The following is a 15,976-nucleotide window of genomic DNA, read 5'->3' on the forward strand; positions in this document are numbered from 1 at the left end:
TATGGTCAGCGTGGCGTTCTCGGAAAAGTACTTCGACAGCTTGCTCAAGTTAACCCCGAACGAGCAGAGCCAGGCCAACAAGGCGGTGATGCTCTTTCAGCAGGACCCGCAGCACGGCGGCCTGCACTACGAGAAGCTGACCGCCTACAAGGACGGCAAGCTGCGCTCGATTCGTGCCAATCAGGATGTGCGTATCATCCTCGCCGCCGCCGAGAAGGAAGACCTCTACCTGATGCTCTACGTGGACCACCACGAGGCAGCCTATGCCTGGGCCGCCAAGCGCAAGGTGGAGATCAACCCCAATACCGGTAGCCTGCAGGTGTTCACGGTAGAGGAGCGCCGGGAGGAGGCCGCTCCCACCCGGTCAGCCGCGTCGGCGCTGCCGGGACTCTTCGATACCATTCGCGACCGCCAATTGCTGCAGTTGGGCGTTCCCGAGGAGGCGCTGCCCCTGGTGCGCAGCATGACGATCGAGGCGGACCTTGATAGCGCCTACCACAGCGAGCAGATTCCCGCCGACGCCTACGAGGGACTCTTCATGCTGATGGCGGGGGCCAGCTTTGAGGAGGCCTATGCCGAGGTGGTGCCCGCCGCCCCAGAGGCGGTGGATACCGAGGACTACGCGACAGCCCTGGCGCGGCCGGAGTCCCAGGCGCGCTTCACCGTGGCCGACAACGAGCAGGCGCTGCAGGAGGTGCTCAACCAGTCCATCGAGAAGTGGCGGGTCTTCCTACACCCGGCCCAGCGGCGCCTGGCCGAGGGGAAGAAGAACGGCCCGGTGCGCGTGCTGGGCGGCGCAGGCACCGGCAAGACGGTGGTGGCTATGCATCGGGCCAAGTGGCTGGCCGAGAATTTCGCCAACAGCGCCCAGTCTGGCGAAAAACAGAGCAAGGTGCTCTTTACCACCTTTACCCGCAATCTGGCGGCGGATATCCGCCAGAACCTCAACAAGATTTGCTCCCGGCAGGCGCTGGAGCGCATCGAGGTGCTCAACCTGGATGCCTGGGTGGTCAGCTTCCTAAAGAAGCAGGGGTACGACTACGGCCTGCTGCTCGATGCCCAGCAGCACAAGCGTCTCTGGGAAGAGGCCTATGCGGAGAAGCCGGCCACCACCGATCTTGGGCTCGCCTTCTTCCAGGAAGAGTGGGCTCGGGTGATCCAGCCACAGTCGATCCAGAGCTTGGACGGATACAAGCGCGCCTCGCGGATCGGCCGTGGCACGCGCCTCAATCGCCAGCAGCGGGTGGAGATTTGGCCGGTCTTCGAGCGCTTCCGCCACCTGCTGGCCAGCAACCACCTCAAGGAGACCGATGACGTCTACCGCGACGCCCGGGAGCTGCTGGAGGCTAACCCGAACCTGCGCCCGAACCTCTGCTCAGTGATTGTGGACGAGGCTCAGGACATGGGCTCCCAGGCCTTCATGTTGTTGCGTGCCCTGGTGCCACCGGTACCCAACGATCTGTTCATCGTCGGGGACGGCCACCAGCGCATCTATGGCAAGAACAAGGTGGTGCTGGGGCAGTGCGGCATCGATATCCGCGGGCGCAGCGCACGCCTGAAGGTGAACTACCGCACCACAGATGAGACCCGCAAGCTGGCAGTGAGCATCCTGGAAGGGGTGGAGGTGGATGATCTGGATGGCGGCCAGGACTCCCAGCAGTTCTACCACTCTCTGATGCACGGGCCCGCGCCGGAGGTGCGCGTCTTCGATTCAATGGACGAACAGGCCGAGGCTATCCTGGCCGCTATCAGCAACCACGGTCTGGGCACCGAGGCGTGCTGCGTGATTGCCCGCACCCACCGGGAACTGGGGGAGCTGAAGGCCGCCCTGGAGAGCCGCCGGCAGCCCTGCCATCAGCTCGATGGCCGCAGCGCTGCCACTCCTGACGGAGAGCTCAACCTGGCCACCATGCACCGAGTGAAGGGCCTAGAGTTCGATGCGGTCTTCGTTGCCTCGGCGAACCGCGGCCTGGTGCCGCTGGCGCCGGTGGTCAACTCTGCCGCCGACGCCGTGACTCGCCGCCAGCGCGAGAACGAGGAACGCGCACTGCTCTACGTCAGCCTGACTCGAGCCCGCAAGCTGGCATTCGTCTTCGGGTACGGGCAGATGAGTGAGTGGTTTTGATAACGTGCCTGGAAGTCTAGCCAAGATGGGTTCGGGCGCAATTGTGCCTCTCGAAAGTGTTTGGGTGTCGTCACTTATTGGGATGCTCTCCCCGCTCGACAATTTCCTTGGCTGCCGCGTAAATCTCGCTGCGCCAGGAGGCGGGTGCCAGGACTTCTACATTGGCGCCCATGCCCATCAGCCACCAGAGGGTCTGCTGATCGTCGTGCACCTTTGCTTCCAGGCGTTGCCAGCCGCTGCCTGGGAGCGGCGTGAGTCGTTGTTCCTCGGCAAGCGGCGTCTCGCTCAGCAGCCAGGACACCTGGGGGGCGACATTGGCCACCAGGGTCAAGGGTGACTTGCCCTGCAGGTAGCCGAAGGCGCCGGCCGCGATGTAGTCATCCAGGTTGAAGTCTCCGGCGTCATTCCAGCCGGCCTCGCTGAGGCATGCTTCTTCGATACGGTGCAGGGCGAACTGGCGAACGTCCGTGTAGTCGTTCACCGTGGCCAGCAGGTAGGTCACGCTGTGGCGGCTGACCAGTCCCTGTGGGTGGAGAGTGAACTTTTTTTCCTTTTCTTTGCTGCGCGAGAGGTAGCTGACATCGATGGCTCGCTGAGTCAGCAGAGCTTCGGAGACCGTTTGCCAGGTGGCTTCGCTGAGCGGTGCCGGAATCAGTGCCTTGCCGTTGGGAATGGCGCGAACCTTGCGTGCCCAGCGGCTCAGGCCGTTTCGCTCCAGATCGTCGAGCAGCTTGCGGGCGTCGCGAAACTGTGGGGAGAGCTGGCCAATTACCACGGGCGGGAGGAGCCCCTTGAGGTACTCCTCGGCCAGCACCAGGGTAAGTGCGCTTGGCACATCTAGTGCCGGCAGGTTGCAGTGGAAATCACGGTCGAGATACCAGCGGTAGGGTTTCTCGCTGTCGTCGCAGCCCAGCGGAAAATGCATGGCCAGCTTGTCACGAAGGTCGCGCTGCAGGGAGCGAGTGTCGATGCTGAACCCTCGTTCGTTGAGCTTCTCCAGAAGAACCGGGGTGCTGATTCGTCCGGGGCTGCGTGGGATTAGCTGCAACATGGCCAGGTAGCGGAAGAGGGTGTCGCGAATTTCAGACATGGACGCTCCGTGTCGTGTCGCTGATCAGAAACAAAAGGGCCAGCCTAAGCGAAATGGGGAAGTAAATCACCTGCGGCCAAGCAGCCAGGCGGCGACGGGGTCAGGAAGCCACGCTGACCCCAGAAATTGCTTCACCGTGGCGAGGATATGCTGGCGCCACGCATCGTCCAGCTGGAGTAGATCAGCCGTGGGGAAGATGGCCTGGATCTGCCAGGCAAGCTGATCGGCGCTCTGCTCCCTTTCGGGAAAGGGATGGCTGGACAGCCAGTCGTATACTTCCTTTCGCCGCCATGAAACGGCACGGGGAAATAGCACTGCGTCGGTGGGGAGCTCCGCACCCAGCTGCAGCAATTGTGTGTTGACGGCATGGTCGCAGGCAAGGTGCCAGCGGCGTGGATCCCACACATTGCGTGGCCGATAGTCACCGGCTGCCGCGTGCCAGACTAGGTGCTCTTGAACCTGGTGACGCTGAAGCTCGCTAAGCTCAGCACTCCAGGCCGGATCGAAGAGCATGTGGCGGCCGTCGGTAGTGGCCGTGGTGAGCCATGGTTCTTCCACAGCCACGATTATCAGAGGCTCCGCCAATGCCGCGGTGACTGGCTGCTGCTCTGCCCACGCCTGGCGATCCTGGTGCCAGGCGAGTACTTGTGTTGTCGCAACACCGGACCGTGGCATGTGGCCAGGGCGGAAGCTTTTGAGATGACCCATGACAACCCTCCGTAACTAGACTCACCGCAAGGTCGCACATGGACGCGACGATCTGTGTCGTAGGCACATAGGGGATCAGAGTGAAAACGACCGATGGAGAGCGTCCAGGAACCAGTTGGGTCCTTTCGGATACCCAAGTGGAGGGTGTTAAGCGGATTGGCTACTGTGAGCCTGCTTCCGCTGGTGATACCCTAAGCAGAATTGATTACTCCAAATGGCAACAAATGGCATTTATGCGACATGATACGTCGGAGCAGGCCAAAAATTTCTCCGCATTCTCTCTGGCACTTTGGCTGTTGTGCCAGCATTTGGGTCGGTTCAGGAGAAAGCTATGGAAGCATCGTAATTACTTGATGAGCAAGCAGTACTCCGTTACTACGGATGTGTCATCCGGCGAGCCCAATCTGGTGACGATAGCAGCCACGCATTCAGCATCGACAGCCTATCGGAACTGGTCACCCTCACTTAGGATGATAGGGGAGACAACTATGGTACATAAGGTCCTATTCATTCTATCAGACCATAAAGCTGGTTTTCAGGGTTGGTGGTCTTGTAATTTTAAGGATTCTAAAGAAGAGGTTAAATGATATGGCAGCTCCTCTTGTTCCAGTGCTTTTAATTTTCGGTCGGTCAGTCGGCATGGCTTTGCGTAGGTGGCAAGGAATTGTAGCTCTTACTGGATTAATATTTGCATCGGGATTCACATTTAACTCTATGCTCAGGCAGATGGGGGATACGGCGATTAGTATGTGGCCTCTTTTGGCAATAATTTGTTTTACATTTCTTGTTAAAGAAGTGGTTCGGGCATGGTTAAAAATAAGACAAAGTGAAGTTGGAGGCAGGGGTGTTGAGAAATGAGTCTTGATGTCACTAAACGCTCTGGATTTATTCTTAGGATGCTGTCTCTTGTATCATTTTCTTGCATGATTCTTTTTGCTGGGATTGTAGTAATACAAAACGATGAACTAGGGAAGATTTTTCCTCCAAGCACCGCTAGGACGCTGGCGATATTGTTTGCATATATAGTTGCAATGATTACTTTTAATTATGCCTTAGCTACCAAAGGGAGGAATTTCATGGGGTGGGAGAATGAAGCCCTGATAATGATCGGATTTGTTATAATTTTTGTTGGCATGTTTTTGCCTCATGCCTTTCCCTCCTCTGAAGTGATAAGGTCTGAAAGCTGGATCCCCTTTTCATCAAAAGAGGTAACAAAATTGAAGCCTAATTGGATGTATGCGCTAGTATCTCTCATGGCGATTCCCTTTCTTTACAAAGCTTGGAGAGGTATTAGAGCGATGCCTTTATGGAGGATCCAGTAACCTTCCCTTTTTGGCAGGGGTGGATGTTGATTTATGGTTTAGATGTGAGTGCTTATTTGTAGATCAGGCTGTTTAAGTTGGTGAGTGACTCTCTTTCTTCTGTTGTGGTGGCTCCATAGTGGTAGTTTTAAATAGAGTCACTCTCCATGCGTGATTTTTCGGCAGCTAAAGTTAGATTGTCTATCAGTTTTTGCTAAATATCTCCCGTATTAAAATTGGCCAGGAAAAGGTTGTGATTTTGCGCCCGATGAGATTCTCACGCCTATAGCTTGCATTCAGGTGTTTTAATTTTTGGTGCCTGTTTGTCGGCCTTTCACACTGCTGGCGACCAAAATATATCCTTTCCTTTTTTTATTAGTCCACTCCCGGAAAATTGAAATATAGCAGCTTGACGATGTGACATCGAACTTTGTCCATCAGCATCCCTCACATACCTTGCCAATGTTGTTGCAGGCTGATGCCCGTAACGCGCCCCCGGTGAAGCGCTAGTCCATATGTGCCTCAGGGTAACTGCCAACTCCGGTAAATGTCTATCAAGGTAAGCCAAGCCAAAGGCGCAGGCTTCCAGCGTCAGTGCATCATGACTGCACAAACTCCAAGCCGCATTGGGCTTTCCTTTGGAATCGTAGGTGTAGGTTTTTCCAATATCATGAAAGAGACCTGCGACAAAGCCAACTTCTTTGAGAGTTCTCGGCATTTCGGGTTCGTTAATCTGAGCCATGGCTACGACATTCTTTGCCACATCCAGCGAGTGATCCAATAACCCGCCGGGATAGGCATGGTGATGCGACCTACTTGCAGGTGCGTTGAGAAAAGCCTCCATTCTGTCCTTGCGTTCAATGACTCGTCTGACAAACTCTTGAAGGTGATGTGAGTTCAGTGAGCGCACAGACTGGATCAGTTTTTCCAGTGACTCTGGGGCGGAGCAATAGACCTGGGGGAGGCTATTTAATACAGGCTGTGAGACAGCCTCTTTAAGCGATGCTCTTCGGATGTTATTGATCTTGACGTCCAGGTTGATAGGGTTGGGTGGACAGATATCCCCTGAAACTACAACCTGGTCTAAATATCCGATTTCTTCAGGGAAATGGGTGTGCTCGATGTCAAATCCACCAATGTGGTCGGTGTCGCAGTTGCTAAGGCGGATTTTAAGATATGGTGTGCCGTGCTGGTCAAAGTCGACAACTCGCCCCGTCAGGCGAAAGGTTCCAGAAAAAGGCTTTGCAGTGGTTTTTGGTACATCGTTAAGCATCATTTTATATTTCCTTCCCTGAGCAGGAAGTTGAAGGGTTAACCAGTCTCTCGAATGCCGAGCCATCCATGCGGGTGACATTGGGTATGTAGCGTGAGTAGACCTTGAACAGCATGTCGGTTGATGAGTGGCCTAGCACTTTAGCCACCCACTCAGGATTTTCGCCTGAGGCAAGAAATAAAGTGGCGGCCGTATGCCGGGTCTGGTAAGGGCGGCGCTTCTTCAACCCAAGACTTTGAAGCAGGGGGTACCAGACCCTTTTTGTTACATTGTTGTGGTCTAATGGTTCACCAAGCCGGTTGCAAAATACATATTCACTCCTGCCTCCCGTGATAGAGTGCTGCAGATTAAGCGCATCCATGACAGGGCCGAGCAGAGGAATTTCACGTTGAGAGCCATCTGTTTTGGTGTATTCTGTTTTGCCCCTTATTAGTGTTTCTCGTACTAGGATTTCACGCTTTTTAAAGTCGATATGCTTCCATTTTAGGCCGTCAATCTCGCCTGTTCGCATGCCGGTGAAAAATCGCACCGTGTAGTAATTTCTAAAATCAGGCCTGACGCTACTTATGATGCGATCAACTTCCTTGAGTGAGAAAGGTTCTATGTGGCTCCTTTTTAGCTTCAATGGTTTGATGTTTCGATAGGGCGTCTCGAACCCAAATCGGTCAGCGGCCTCGTCGATGATCATTCGGAGAATTGTCATATGGCTGTTGATCGTTTTTGGAGAGATAGCTTTGTTGCTACCCCTTCCCTTTCGCTTGGAAAGCTGGGATCTAAAGCCCAGAATATCAGACTTAGAGATGCGGTCGATCTGCAACTTTCCAAAGCCAGGTCTCAAAGAGCTTTCCAGTATTGAGCTCACGTTGCTTATATGGGATTGCCGCCACTCCACTTGTATTTCCTGAAACCACTGATCAGCGAATTCAGAAAATGATACGTTTGTCTCGGTATCGCAACCGCTGAGTGACTGGCTGTCTTTTATCTCGTGTTGATAGGTTTGATGCTGAATCTTCTTCAGGTTACGGCTTCCCGGAAAGAATTCAGCATAGTCAAGCTCATCCAGCAGAATTTTAGCTTCGACTCGCTGCAAGAGTTTCTCGACCTTCTTGCGGTTGGCCGGGGTGTCAGCCAACGCAGTCTGCTCCCGGCACCGCACGCCCCGATAGAAGAAATCGAGATACAGCTTTCCGGTTTCCTTGCGGACCCGAACTTTACCCATGACAGACCCCTCCACCCACCATGGGGATCGCCAGGTCATTCTCCCTGGAGCAAGCCAGCATCTCTTGCTCGACAGCCTCCCAGAGGAACAGGATCTTTCTGCGCCCGAAGGGCTTGATGTAATGCTTCCCTTCGAGAAGCACAGTGTCCTTCAGGCATTGTCGTATAGTTCGGCAGTCGTACTTGATCCTTGCCGCAAGCTCTTCCGTGGTGAGGTAGGTGTAGGAGGTATCCATCGAAACTGCCCTCGTGCGGTGATATTCTGCATCTACAAAAGGCATCTGTAGTAGCCAAATGCCATCCTGAATGACATTTTAGCCTGCATAATCTCACTTGCAAGAGCTTTTTGTCATCCTGGATGAAAAAAACACCTTTGGGATGGAGTGAGCATGGTTCGATGTCACCTGGCGCGCCTGATGGGGGAGCGCAAGATGAAGATCGTGGACGTGGCGAGGGAGACCGGGTTGAACCGGAACACGGTGACGCTTCTATACAAAGAGACGGCCCAGCGGATCGATCTGGAGGCCTTGGAGAAGCTTTGCAAGCTGTTCCAATGCGAGGTTGGGGATATTCTGGAGTACATTCCTGAGGAAAAGTGACGCGGTGAGTGCTCAAGAGGGGCATGTGACGATGACTGGCGGAAGGTCACCGCTTGATGAGCTTTGAGGAGGCGATTGCCGAGGAGGTGGCACGGTAGTGTCACAGAGGTGTCACGGGGCGTTGTTTAGCCCAGCAACGAAAAAACGGCAGGCCAGTAAATTACTGACCTGCCGCTTAAAATATTGGTAGCGGGGACCGGATTTGAACCGATGACCTTCGGGTTATGAGCCCGACGAGCTACCAGACTGCTCCACCCCGCATCAACGTGTGGCGTATTCTACAGCTTTCTTGCGCTGCGTCAAGAGCTCGTTAAACGCTCGTGCAGTCCGCTTCAGAGCAGCCATACTAGGTACTGGGTGCCGAGGAGCGGCACTCACCACTCGAGACTGGACGCATTGAGCCGCGTTGCTGAAATCGCGGCGTGGCATCAGGGAGAACTGCATATGACCAACTCAGCACCCGTCGCCTGGGTCACCGGTGGCACCGGTGGCATCGGCACCGCTATCTGCCAGGCATTGGCCAAGGCCGGCTATCAGGTAGTGGCGGGCTATAACAATCCCGACAAGGCCAAGAACTGGCTGGAAAGCCAGCGCGCCGAAGGCTACGACAATATCGCGCTATCGGGCGCCAATCTGGTGGACTACGAGGCCTGCGAGGCCGGCGCCAAGGAGATTCGCGACACTTATGGGCCGGTCAGCGTGCTGGTCAACTGCGCCGGCATCACTCGTGATACCACCATGAAGAAGATGAGCCCCGAGCAGTGGCACGAAGTGATCGACTGCAACCTCAACAGCGTCTTCAACACCTGTCGCTGTGTGATCAATGACATGCTCGAGGACGGCTATGGACGAATCGTCAATATCTCGTCGATCAACGGGCGCAAGGGGCAGTTCGGCCAGGCCAACTACTCGGCAGCCAAGGCCGGGATGCACGGGCTGACCATGGCGCTGGCGCAGGAGACGGCAACCAAGGGCATCACCGTCAACACCCTGTCGCCCGGCTATATTGCCACCGACATGATCATGAAGATTCCCGAGAAGGTGCGCGAGGCGATCCGCGAGACGATCCCCGTGAAGCGCTACGGCACTCCCGAAGAGATCGCCCACGCGGTGGTGTTCCTGGCCGACAAGCAGTCCGGCTATATTACCGGCGCCAACCTGGACATCAACGGTGGCCAGTTCATGGGCTGAGCGCTGTGCGCCAGCACGGCATCGTGATCGTTGGTGCCGCTTGGGAACGCGAGGCTTCGGCCTCGCGTTCTGCGTATCAGGGCGGTGGCAGGCGCAGCAGCTGGGTAAAGATGGCGTCCAGCTCCTGCACCTCGCGCTGCCACAGTTCGCCTGGCACCGGCCCGGTAGCGAACAGCTCGCGCAGCACTTCGTGGAGTTCTTCGGCCTTGCTCAGCTCGCGGCCCAGCCCCTCGTTGAGGCGCTCCACCTGGATCGCCAGGCGCAGCGGTTCGTCCTGCTGGCCGAGGCGGCTGCCGGCCAGCAGCGCCAGGTGTACCCGCAGTCGCGCTAGCGACTCCTCGACCTCGTGTGGCGCTGGCGGTTCGCGGCGTCGGGCATTACGCAGCCGATGGGCGCTGAGCCAATCCCCGCCGAGGCTGTCATCGCTGTCGACGTCATCGGGCGGCTGGCCGCCAAGCGCCGCGGCATCGGCCGCCAGGTGGGCATTCAGCAGCGGCTGCAGGGCCTGCCAGCGGTTGACCTCTTCGGAGACCGCCAGCCGCGCCAGGCGTTCACGACGGGCGCGCACGATGCCTGACCAGCGCCGCCGCATGCCGTCGCTGCGCCGGCCGGCGGGCAGCGGCTCGAGGGCTTCGGCCTCGTTGATGGCGCTCTCCAGCACGCTGGCCTCAGCGGTGGCAGCGGGCTGCCAGCCGTCGAGGCGGTCGATCAGCGCCTGCATGGCATCGAGCTGACGCTGGGCGCGCTGGGCGCGGTCGTTACGCTCCGCCTCGCGGCTGGCGAAAATACGATCGCAGATGCCGCGAAACTCCCGCCATAGCGCCTGCTCCTCGCCCTTTGGCGCGCGGCCCAACCCGCGCCAGCGCTGCTGCAGGCGCTTGGCTTGGTCGGCACGTCGTTGGCTGGGCTGGTCGCCGTCGAGCAGTGCCTGGGCGGCGTCGATCAGTTCGCGCTTGGCAGCGGCGATGGACTGGGCGCGCTGGTCGATCAGCGCCTGCAGGCCGTGGCGGACGCGGCCGAAGCGTCGGCCGACGGCCTCGGCCCGGTCGCGGGGCACCGGCGAATAGCGGCGCCACTGCTCTCGGGCGCGATCGCGGATATCGCGCAGTGCATCGGGGTCGGCCTCGGGATCGGGCTTGTCGAGCAGCGCTTCGAGCTGTTCGCAGAGCGCTTCGCGGGCCTCGAGATTACGCTGTCGTTCGGCGTCCAGGGCTTCGCGCCACGGCGCCAGGCGTTGATGGATACGGTCCGAGCAGGCGCGGAAGTGCGTCGATAGTGCGCGGTCGGCAGCGGCATCGCCAAGCGATGCCCACTCCTTGACCAGTTGGCGATGGCGACGGTCGAGGGCGCTTTCGCTGAGCTGGGTATCCTCGGCCAGCTCGGCAATCGCCTGGCATAGCTGGTCACGCTTGGGGCCGGCAACGAAGCCGCGCCAGTCGCGCAGTTCGGCGAGCTGCGCACCGAGCCGCTTGAGGGTGGGGTGATGGCGGCGGCGGTGCTCCTCGGGCAACTGCTCGAGGCGCTGTCGCAGCCGCTGGTGCAGGCGGCTGGCACTCTTGAAGGCGCCGCGCTCGAGCAGCGCGCCGAGCTCATCCAGCTCGCGCTGGAACTGGACCGGGTCGGCAGCGCTGCGGGCTGCCGGCTGCTGTTCGACGCTGCGCACGGCGCGGGCCAGCAGGCTGGTCGGGGGCAGGTCGTCGGGCCAGGCGCAGGCCGTCAGCAGGGCCTGAAGCGCGGCACGGTCGCCGGCGGTCAGGGCCTGGTCGAGTTCTGCGGCACGGGCCCGAAACCGCTCCCAGGCATGGCCGATCCGGTCGTACTCCTCGAGGGCGCGGTCGTAGCGCTGGCGCAGGGCGTCGTCGGGCGCGTGCTGGTCCGACAGCGCCTGCCAGCGAGTCGCCAGCAGGCGCTTCTGTGCGCGTAGGCTGTCGATGTCCTGGGCCGCCAGGTGCTCGCTGCGGCGCAGACCCTCGAGGGTCTCTTCCAGCGCCTCGAGCAGGCCCTCGCGGGTCTGATCGGCATCTTCGCGACGCTGGTCGAGGGCCGCATGAACGTGCTGCTGGGCGTCGTGGTCGGTGAGGGTCTTGCGACACAGCAGGCAGGCGTCCTGATAGCGGCGCTCCTGCTCGGCGCTGGGCAGGTCCTTGAGGGCTTCCCACTCGCGCTGCAGGTGGCGATAGCGGCCCGCGTAGAGCGGTTCCCAGGCGTGGTGGCCGTGCTGCTCCAGGGCGCTGAGGATGCGCTCGCGCTCCGCTTCGGTGGCAGCCTGCTGAGCGGCATCGGCGCGCAGCGCATTGAGCCGCTCGCGGGCCAGCCGGGCGACCTGCTTGTCGCGCCGCGCCCGGCGGCAGAGCTGCTGCAGGCCGGCCTCGCTGGTCACGCGCGCCGCGGCGGCGTGGCGCACGGCGGCAATCCCGTTCTCGCAGGCCTGGACGATCAGCGCGTCTTCATCGTCGTCGCTGAGGGCAGCCACGGCGGCCAGGCGCAGTTGCTGGTTGTCGCCGTGAAGGGCGATCTCCTGGAGCAGCTGCTGGTCCGCGAGGCGCGACACATGCTCCACGCGCTGGGCCAGCGGTGTGCTGCCGGCGGCGCCGACCAGCAGCGCGGCGAGCCGCGTGCGCAGTTCGGGGCTGGGCTGGGTGTCGATCAGCGCCAGCAGGGTGTCGATGCTCTCGAAGCGGGCCAGCGCGGCCTGGCGAACGCGGGCATCGTCGTCACCGGCGAGTTGCTCGAGGGCGGCCCGCTCCTGCTGCTGCTGAGGGTCGAGTTGACCGGCGGCCTGCTGACGACGCTCGGCATCGGGGTGCTGCCAGCGCGGGGCGAACAGGTGACGAAACCATCCTGACATGAAGCTTCCTGGCATGACGACGCGTATCCCTTTTAAAAGCGGCAATCTTGTTGTTCTCTGCGAAGGCCCAACCTGCTATCTAAGCATGTGACGCGGCAGCGGAAAAGGCCAGAGCGGCAGCGCTGTTGCCCGCTGGAGACACTGACAAGTGGCTCGGCTGGTCTTATGATCAGTTGCAGGGACGACGCCCCTCGCTTAGCTTTACTGACATCATCCGACGTGGAGTCCGGCCATGAGCCTGAACGTGGACAGGGCCAGCACAGCCTTTACCTTCAAGGGCGGAATGCTGCCCATGACGGTCATGGAACTGACCAGTGCCGATCCCGAGCGCATTCGTGAACAGCTGGCGGGCAAGCTCAGCCAGTCGCCGGCGTTCTTTCAACACACCCCGGTAGTGCTCAGCGTCGAGAAGCTCGATGAGCCTCACCTGGCGCTGGAGCGCATCTGCGCGGTGTGTCGCGCCCACAAGCTGCTGCCGGTGGCAGTGCGCGGCGGCAGCGACCCGGTCAAGCAGTCGGCCTGGGCACTGGGCCTGGGGTGGTTTCCGCCCCAGGAGATCAAGCCGCGCAATCTCGAGAGCGTTGCCGCGCCGGCGCCCGAAGCGGCGGCCGACCCTCTGCCGGTTGCCGCAGGAGCGGGTCGCATTCACCGTGGCACGGTGCGCTCGGGGCAGCAGGTCACCGCCCCCGACGGTGATCTGGTGGTGATCGGCGCGGTCAATGCCGGTGCCGAGGTGCTGGCGGCGGGCAGCGTACACGTCTATGGTGCGCTACGCGGCCGTGCCCTGGCCGGCATCCACGGCGATGCACAGGCCGGCATCTTCTGCCGTGAGCTGCATGCCGAGCTGCTCTCTGTCGCCGGCAACTACAAGCGTCTGGAAGACATCGACCCGCGGCTGCTGGGCAGCGCGGTGCAGGTCCGTCTCAGCGACGATCAGCTGGCCATCGCCAGCCTGGCGTGAGCGTGACGACGACACCCCTATAGCAACAGGAAGCTTATCTTGGCCAAGATCATCGTAGTGACCTCCGGCAAGGGTGGGGTCGGCAAGACTACCAGCGCAGCAGCCATCGCCACGGGGCTGGCGCTGCGCGGCAACAAGACGGTTGTGATCGATTTCGACGTGGGGCTGCGTAACCTCGACCTGATCATGGGCTGCGAGCGGCGCGTGGTCTATGACCTGGTCAACGTGATTCAGGGCGAGGCCGGGCTCAATCAGGCGCTGATCCGCGACAAGCGGGTCGACAACCTGCATATTCTGCCGGCCTCCCAGACCCGCGATAAGGATGCGCTGACCAGCGAGGGCGTGGAGAAGGTGCTCGAGAGCCTGTCGGAGGACTTCGACTATATCCTCTGCGACTCGCCGGCGGGGATCGAGCGCGGCGCACAGCTGGCGATGTACTTCGCCGACGAGGCGGTAGTGGTGACCAATCCCGAGGTCTCCTCGGTGCGCGACTCCGACCGCATTCTCGGCCTGCTGGCGTCCAAGACCCGGCGTGCCGAACGCAATCAGGACCCGATCAAGGAACACCTGTTGATCACCCGCTACAACCCGGCGCGGGTCGATCACGGTGACATGCTCAATCTCGAGGACATTCGCGAGATCCTGGCGATTGACCTGATCGGCCTGATTCCCGAGTCCGAGGCGGTGCTGCGTGCCTCCAACCAGGGCATTCCGGTCACCCACGATGCCAACAGCGATGCTGGCCAGGCCTACACCGATACGGTCTCGCGGCTGCTCGGCGAAGAGGTCCCGCTGCGGTTCCACGAGTACCAGAAGAAGAGTCTGCTGAGCCGGGTATTCGGAGGAGGTCGCCGATGAAACTACTGGATTTTCTCAGGGGCGAGCGCAAGAAGAGTGCATCCGTGGCCAAGGAGCGTCTGCAGATCATCGTTGCCCACCAGCGCAGCCAGCGCGACCAGCCGGACTACATGCCAATGCTGGAGCGTGAGCTGCTCGAGGTGATCCGGCGCTACGTCAAGGTCGATCAGGATGCCATCAACATCAGCCTCGACCGCGACGACGACTGCTCGGTACTCGAGCTCAACGTCACCCTGCCGCGCAGCTGAGCGGCCCGTCGGGGTGGCTGAGCGTGCCCCGGCGATGTGCTAGGCTTGGCCTCCGGCCCGCTGAAGAGAGACGACTTTCCCCATGGCGCAGTCCCCTGCCGCGCCACAGAATTTCCTGTGGCACGATTACGAGACCTTCGGCGCCGATCCGCGGCGTGATCGCCCCTCCCAGTTTGCCGCCATTCGCACCGATGCCGACTTCAACGAGATCGGCGAGCCTTTGATGTGGTACTGCAAACCGGCCGATGACTACCTGCCGCACCCCCAGGCCTGCCTGATCACCGGTATCACGCCCCAGCAGGCGCGCCGGCGCGGCATGCCCGAGGCGGAATTCGCCGGCCACATCAATGCGGCGATGAGCGAGCCCGGCACCTGCGCGCTGGGCTACAACAGCCTGCGTTTCGATGACGAGGTCAGCCGCCACCTGTTCTATCGCAACTTCCTCGATCCCTACGCCCGCGAGTGGCAGAACGGCAATTCGCGCTGGGACCTGATCGACGTCGTGCGCGCCTTCCATGCCCTGCGCCCCGAGGGCATCGAGTGGCCGCAGCGCGAGGACGGTGCGCCGAGCTTCAAGCTCGAGCACCTCACCGCGGCCAACGGCATCGAGCACGCCGGTGCCCATGACGCCCTGGCTGATGTGCGCGCCACCATCGCCATGGCGCGACTGCTCAAGACGCGTAATCCGCAGCTGTTCGACTACCTGCTGAAGCTGCGCAGCAAGCGCGAGGTGGCCAGGCTGCTGGATATCCCCTCGCGCAAGCCGATGCTGCACGTGTCGCGGCGCTACCCGGCGAGCCGCGGCTGCAGCGCGCTGGTGATGCCGCTGGCCGAGCACCCCACCAACCCCAACGGGGTGATCGTCTACGACCTGGGCGACGATCCGGCGCCGCTGTTCTCGCTGTCGCCGGAGGAGATTCGCGCGCGGGTCTTCGTCGGCGCCGACGAGCTGGCCGAGGGCGAGACGCGTATCCCGCTCAAGGTGATTCATATCAACAAGAGCCCGGTGGTGCTGCCGATCAAGGCGGTAACCCCCGAGGTGGCTGAACGGCTGTCCCTCGACCGGGCGCGCTGTGAGCAGCACTGGCAGGCACTGTGCGCCAACCCCGAGGCGGCGCGCAAGGCCGCCGCGGTGTTTGCCGAGCCGCCCCCCGAGGGCCCTCAGGATCCCGATCTGATGCTCTACTCCGGCGGCTTCTTTTCGCCGGCGGACCGCCAGCAGATGCAGCGGGTACGTGACACCGACCCCTGGGAGCTGGGCGAGACCGCCTTCGCCTTCCAGGACCCGCGCCTCGAGGAGATGCTGTTCCGCTTTCGCGCGCGCAGCTATCCCGACACCCTGTCCAGCGAGGAGCAGGCGCGCTGGGAGGAGTTCCGCTGGGCGCGCATGAACGATGCCAGCCTGGGCGGCCTGACCCTGGCCGGCTTTGCCCGCGAGATCGAACGCCTCAATCAGGTGGCGCTGGACGACCACGAGCGGCAGGTGCTCGAGGAGCTGGTGATGCACGTCGAGGCGATCGTGCCGCCCCAGGCCTTCGGCTGACGCGAGCCGTCGT

At 60.8% G+C, this 15,976-nt stretch carries 13 protein-coding genes and 1 tRNA gene; 7 read left to right on the forward strand and 7 right to left on the reverse strand.

Features of this window, described 5'->3' with window-relative positions:
- The first annotated feature begins 1 nt into the window (after position 1).
- Positions 2-2,125: a hypothetical protein gene (locus BWR19_01845; protein ID APX91783.1), complete on the forward strand. Its 2,124-nt coding sequence runs from the start codon at positions 2-4 to the stop codon at positions 2,123-2,125.
- 70 nt (positions 2,126-2,195) lie between these two features.
- On the opposite strand, the gene BWR19_01850 is transcribed toward BWR19_01845, so the two are convergent.
- The 5 genes from BWR19_01850 to BWR19_01870 form a co-directional block, all read right to left on the reverse strand.
- Complete coding sequence (locus tag BWR19_01850) at positions 2,196-3,215, reverse strand: WYL domain-containing protein (GenBank protein APX91784.1); 1,020 nt, start codon at positions 3,213-3,215, stop codon at positions 2,196-2,198.
- Positions 3,216-3,281: 66 nt separating this feature from the next.
- Positions 3,282-3,923 carry a hypothetical protein gene (locus tag BWR19_01855; protein APX91785.1) on the reverse strand — a complete coding sequence of 214 codons (642 nt, stop codon included), beginning with the start codon at positions 3,921-3,923 and terminating at the stop codon, positions 3,282-3,284.
- Between the two features lie 1,635 nt (positions 3,924-5,558).
- Positions 5,559-6,500 (reverse strand): phosphohydrolase, encoded by a 942-nt coding sequence (locus BWR19_01860; GenBank protein APX91786.1) that lies wholly within the window; start codon positions 6,498-6,500, stop codon positions 5,559-5,561.
- A 1-nt stretch (position 6,501) separates the two neighbouring features.
- Positions 6,502-7,716, reverse strand: a complete 1,215-nt coding sequence (locus BWR19_01865) for a site-specific integrase (GenBank protein ID APX91787.1) — start codon at positions 7,714-7,716, stop codon at positions 6,502-6,504.
- A complete protein-coding gene (locus tag BWR19_01870) occupies positions 7,709-7,951 on the reverse strand; it encodes a hypothetical protein (GenBank protein APX91788.1) in 243 nt (80 codons plus the stop codon). The genes BWR19_01865 and BWR19_01870 overlap by 8 nt, the downstream gene beginning before the upstream one ends.
- Before the next feature lie 153 nt (positions 7,952-8,104).
- Between BWR19_01870 and BWR19_01875 the strand changes: the two genes are divergently transcribed.
- Positions 8,105-8,314 (forward strand): XRE family transcriptional regulator, encoded by a 210-nt coding sequence (locus BWR19_01875; GenBank protein APX91789.1) that lies wholly within the window; start codon positions 8,105-8,107, stop codon positions 8,312-8,314.
- A gap of 184 nt (positions 8,315-8,498) precedes the next feature.
- Here BWR19_01875 and BWR19_01880 read toward each other — a convergent pair.
- Positions 8,499-8,575: transfer RNA gene (locus BWR19_01880), tRNA-Met, on the reverse strand.
- A gap of 183 nt (positions 8,576-8,758) precedes the next feature.
- On the opposite strand from BWR19_01880, the gene BWR19_01885 reads away from it, so the two are divergent.
- Complete coding sequence (locus BWR19_01885; protein ID APX91790.1) at positions 8,759-9,505, forward strand: beta-ketoacyl-ACP reductase; 747 nt, start codon at positions 8,759-8,761, stop codon at positions 9,503-9,505.
- A 76-nt stretch (positions 9,506-9,581) separates the two neighbouring features.
- Here the strand turns inward: BWR19_01885 and BWR19_01890 are convergent, their stop codons facing one another.
- Positions 9,582-12,353: a hypothetical protein gene (locus BWR19_01890; GenBank protein APX91791.1), complete on the reverse strand. Its 2,772-nt coding sequence runs from the start codon at positions 12,351-12,353 to the stop codon at positions 9,582-9,584.
- Between the two features lie 232 nt (positions 12,354-12,585).
- Here BWR19_01890 and BWR19_01895 point away from each other — a divergent pair, with 232 nt between their 5' ends.
- From BWR19_01895 to BWR19_01910, 4 genes are all read left to right on the forward strand, one after another.
- Positions 12,586-13,314 (forward strand): septum site-determining protein MinC, encoded by a 729-nt coding sequence (locus BWR19_01895; GenBank protein APX91792.1) that lies wholly within the window; start codon positions 12,586-12,588, stop codon positions 13,312-13,314.
- Positions 13,315-13,353: 39 nt separating this feature from the next.
- Complete coding sequence (locus tag BWR19_01900) at positions 13,354-14,172, forward strand: septum site-determining protein MinD (GenBank protein APX91793.1); 819 nt, start codon at positions 13,354-13,356, stop codon at positions 14,170-14,172.
- A complete protein-coding gene (locus tag BWR19_01905; GenBank protein APX91794.1) occupies positions 14,169-14,420 on the forward strand; it encodes a cell division topological specificity factor MinE in 252 nt (83 codons plus the stop codon). The genes BWR19_01900 and BWR19_01905 overlap by 4 nt, the downstream gene beginning before the upstream one ends.
- 82 nt (positions 14,421-14,502) lie before the next feature.
- On the forward strand, positions 14,503-15,963 hold the full coding sequence (locus tag BWR19_01910; GenBank protein ID APX91795.1) for an exodeoxyribonuclease I: 1,461 nt from the start codon (positions 14,503-14,505) through the stop codon (positions 15,961-15,963).
- Positions 15,964-15,976 lie beyond the last annotated feature (13 nt).

Origin of the sequence: Halomonas sp. 1513 (genome assembly GCA_001971685.1) — a bacterium.
In the GTDB taxonomy this organism is placed as follows: Bacteria; Pseudomonadota; Gammaproteobacteria; order Pseudomonadales; family Halomonadaceae; genus Franzmannia.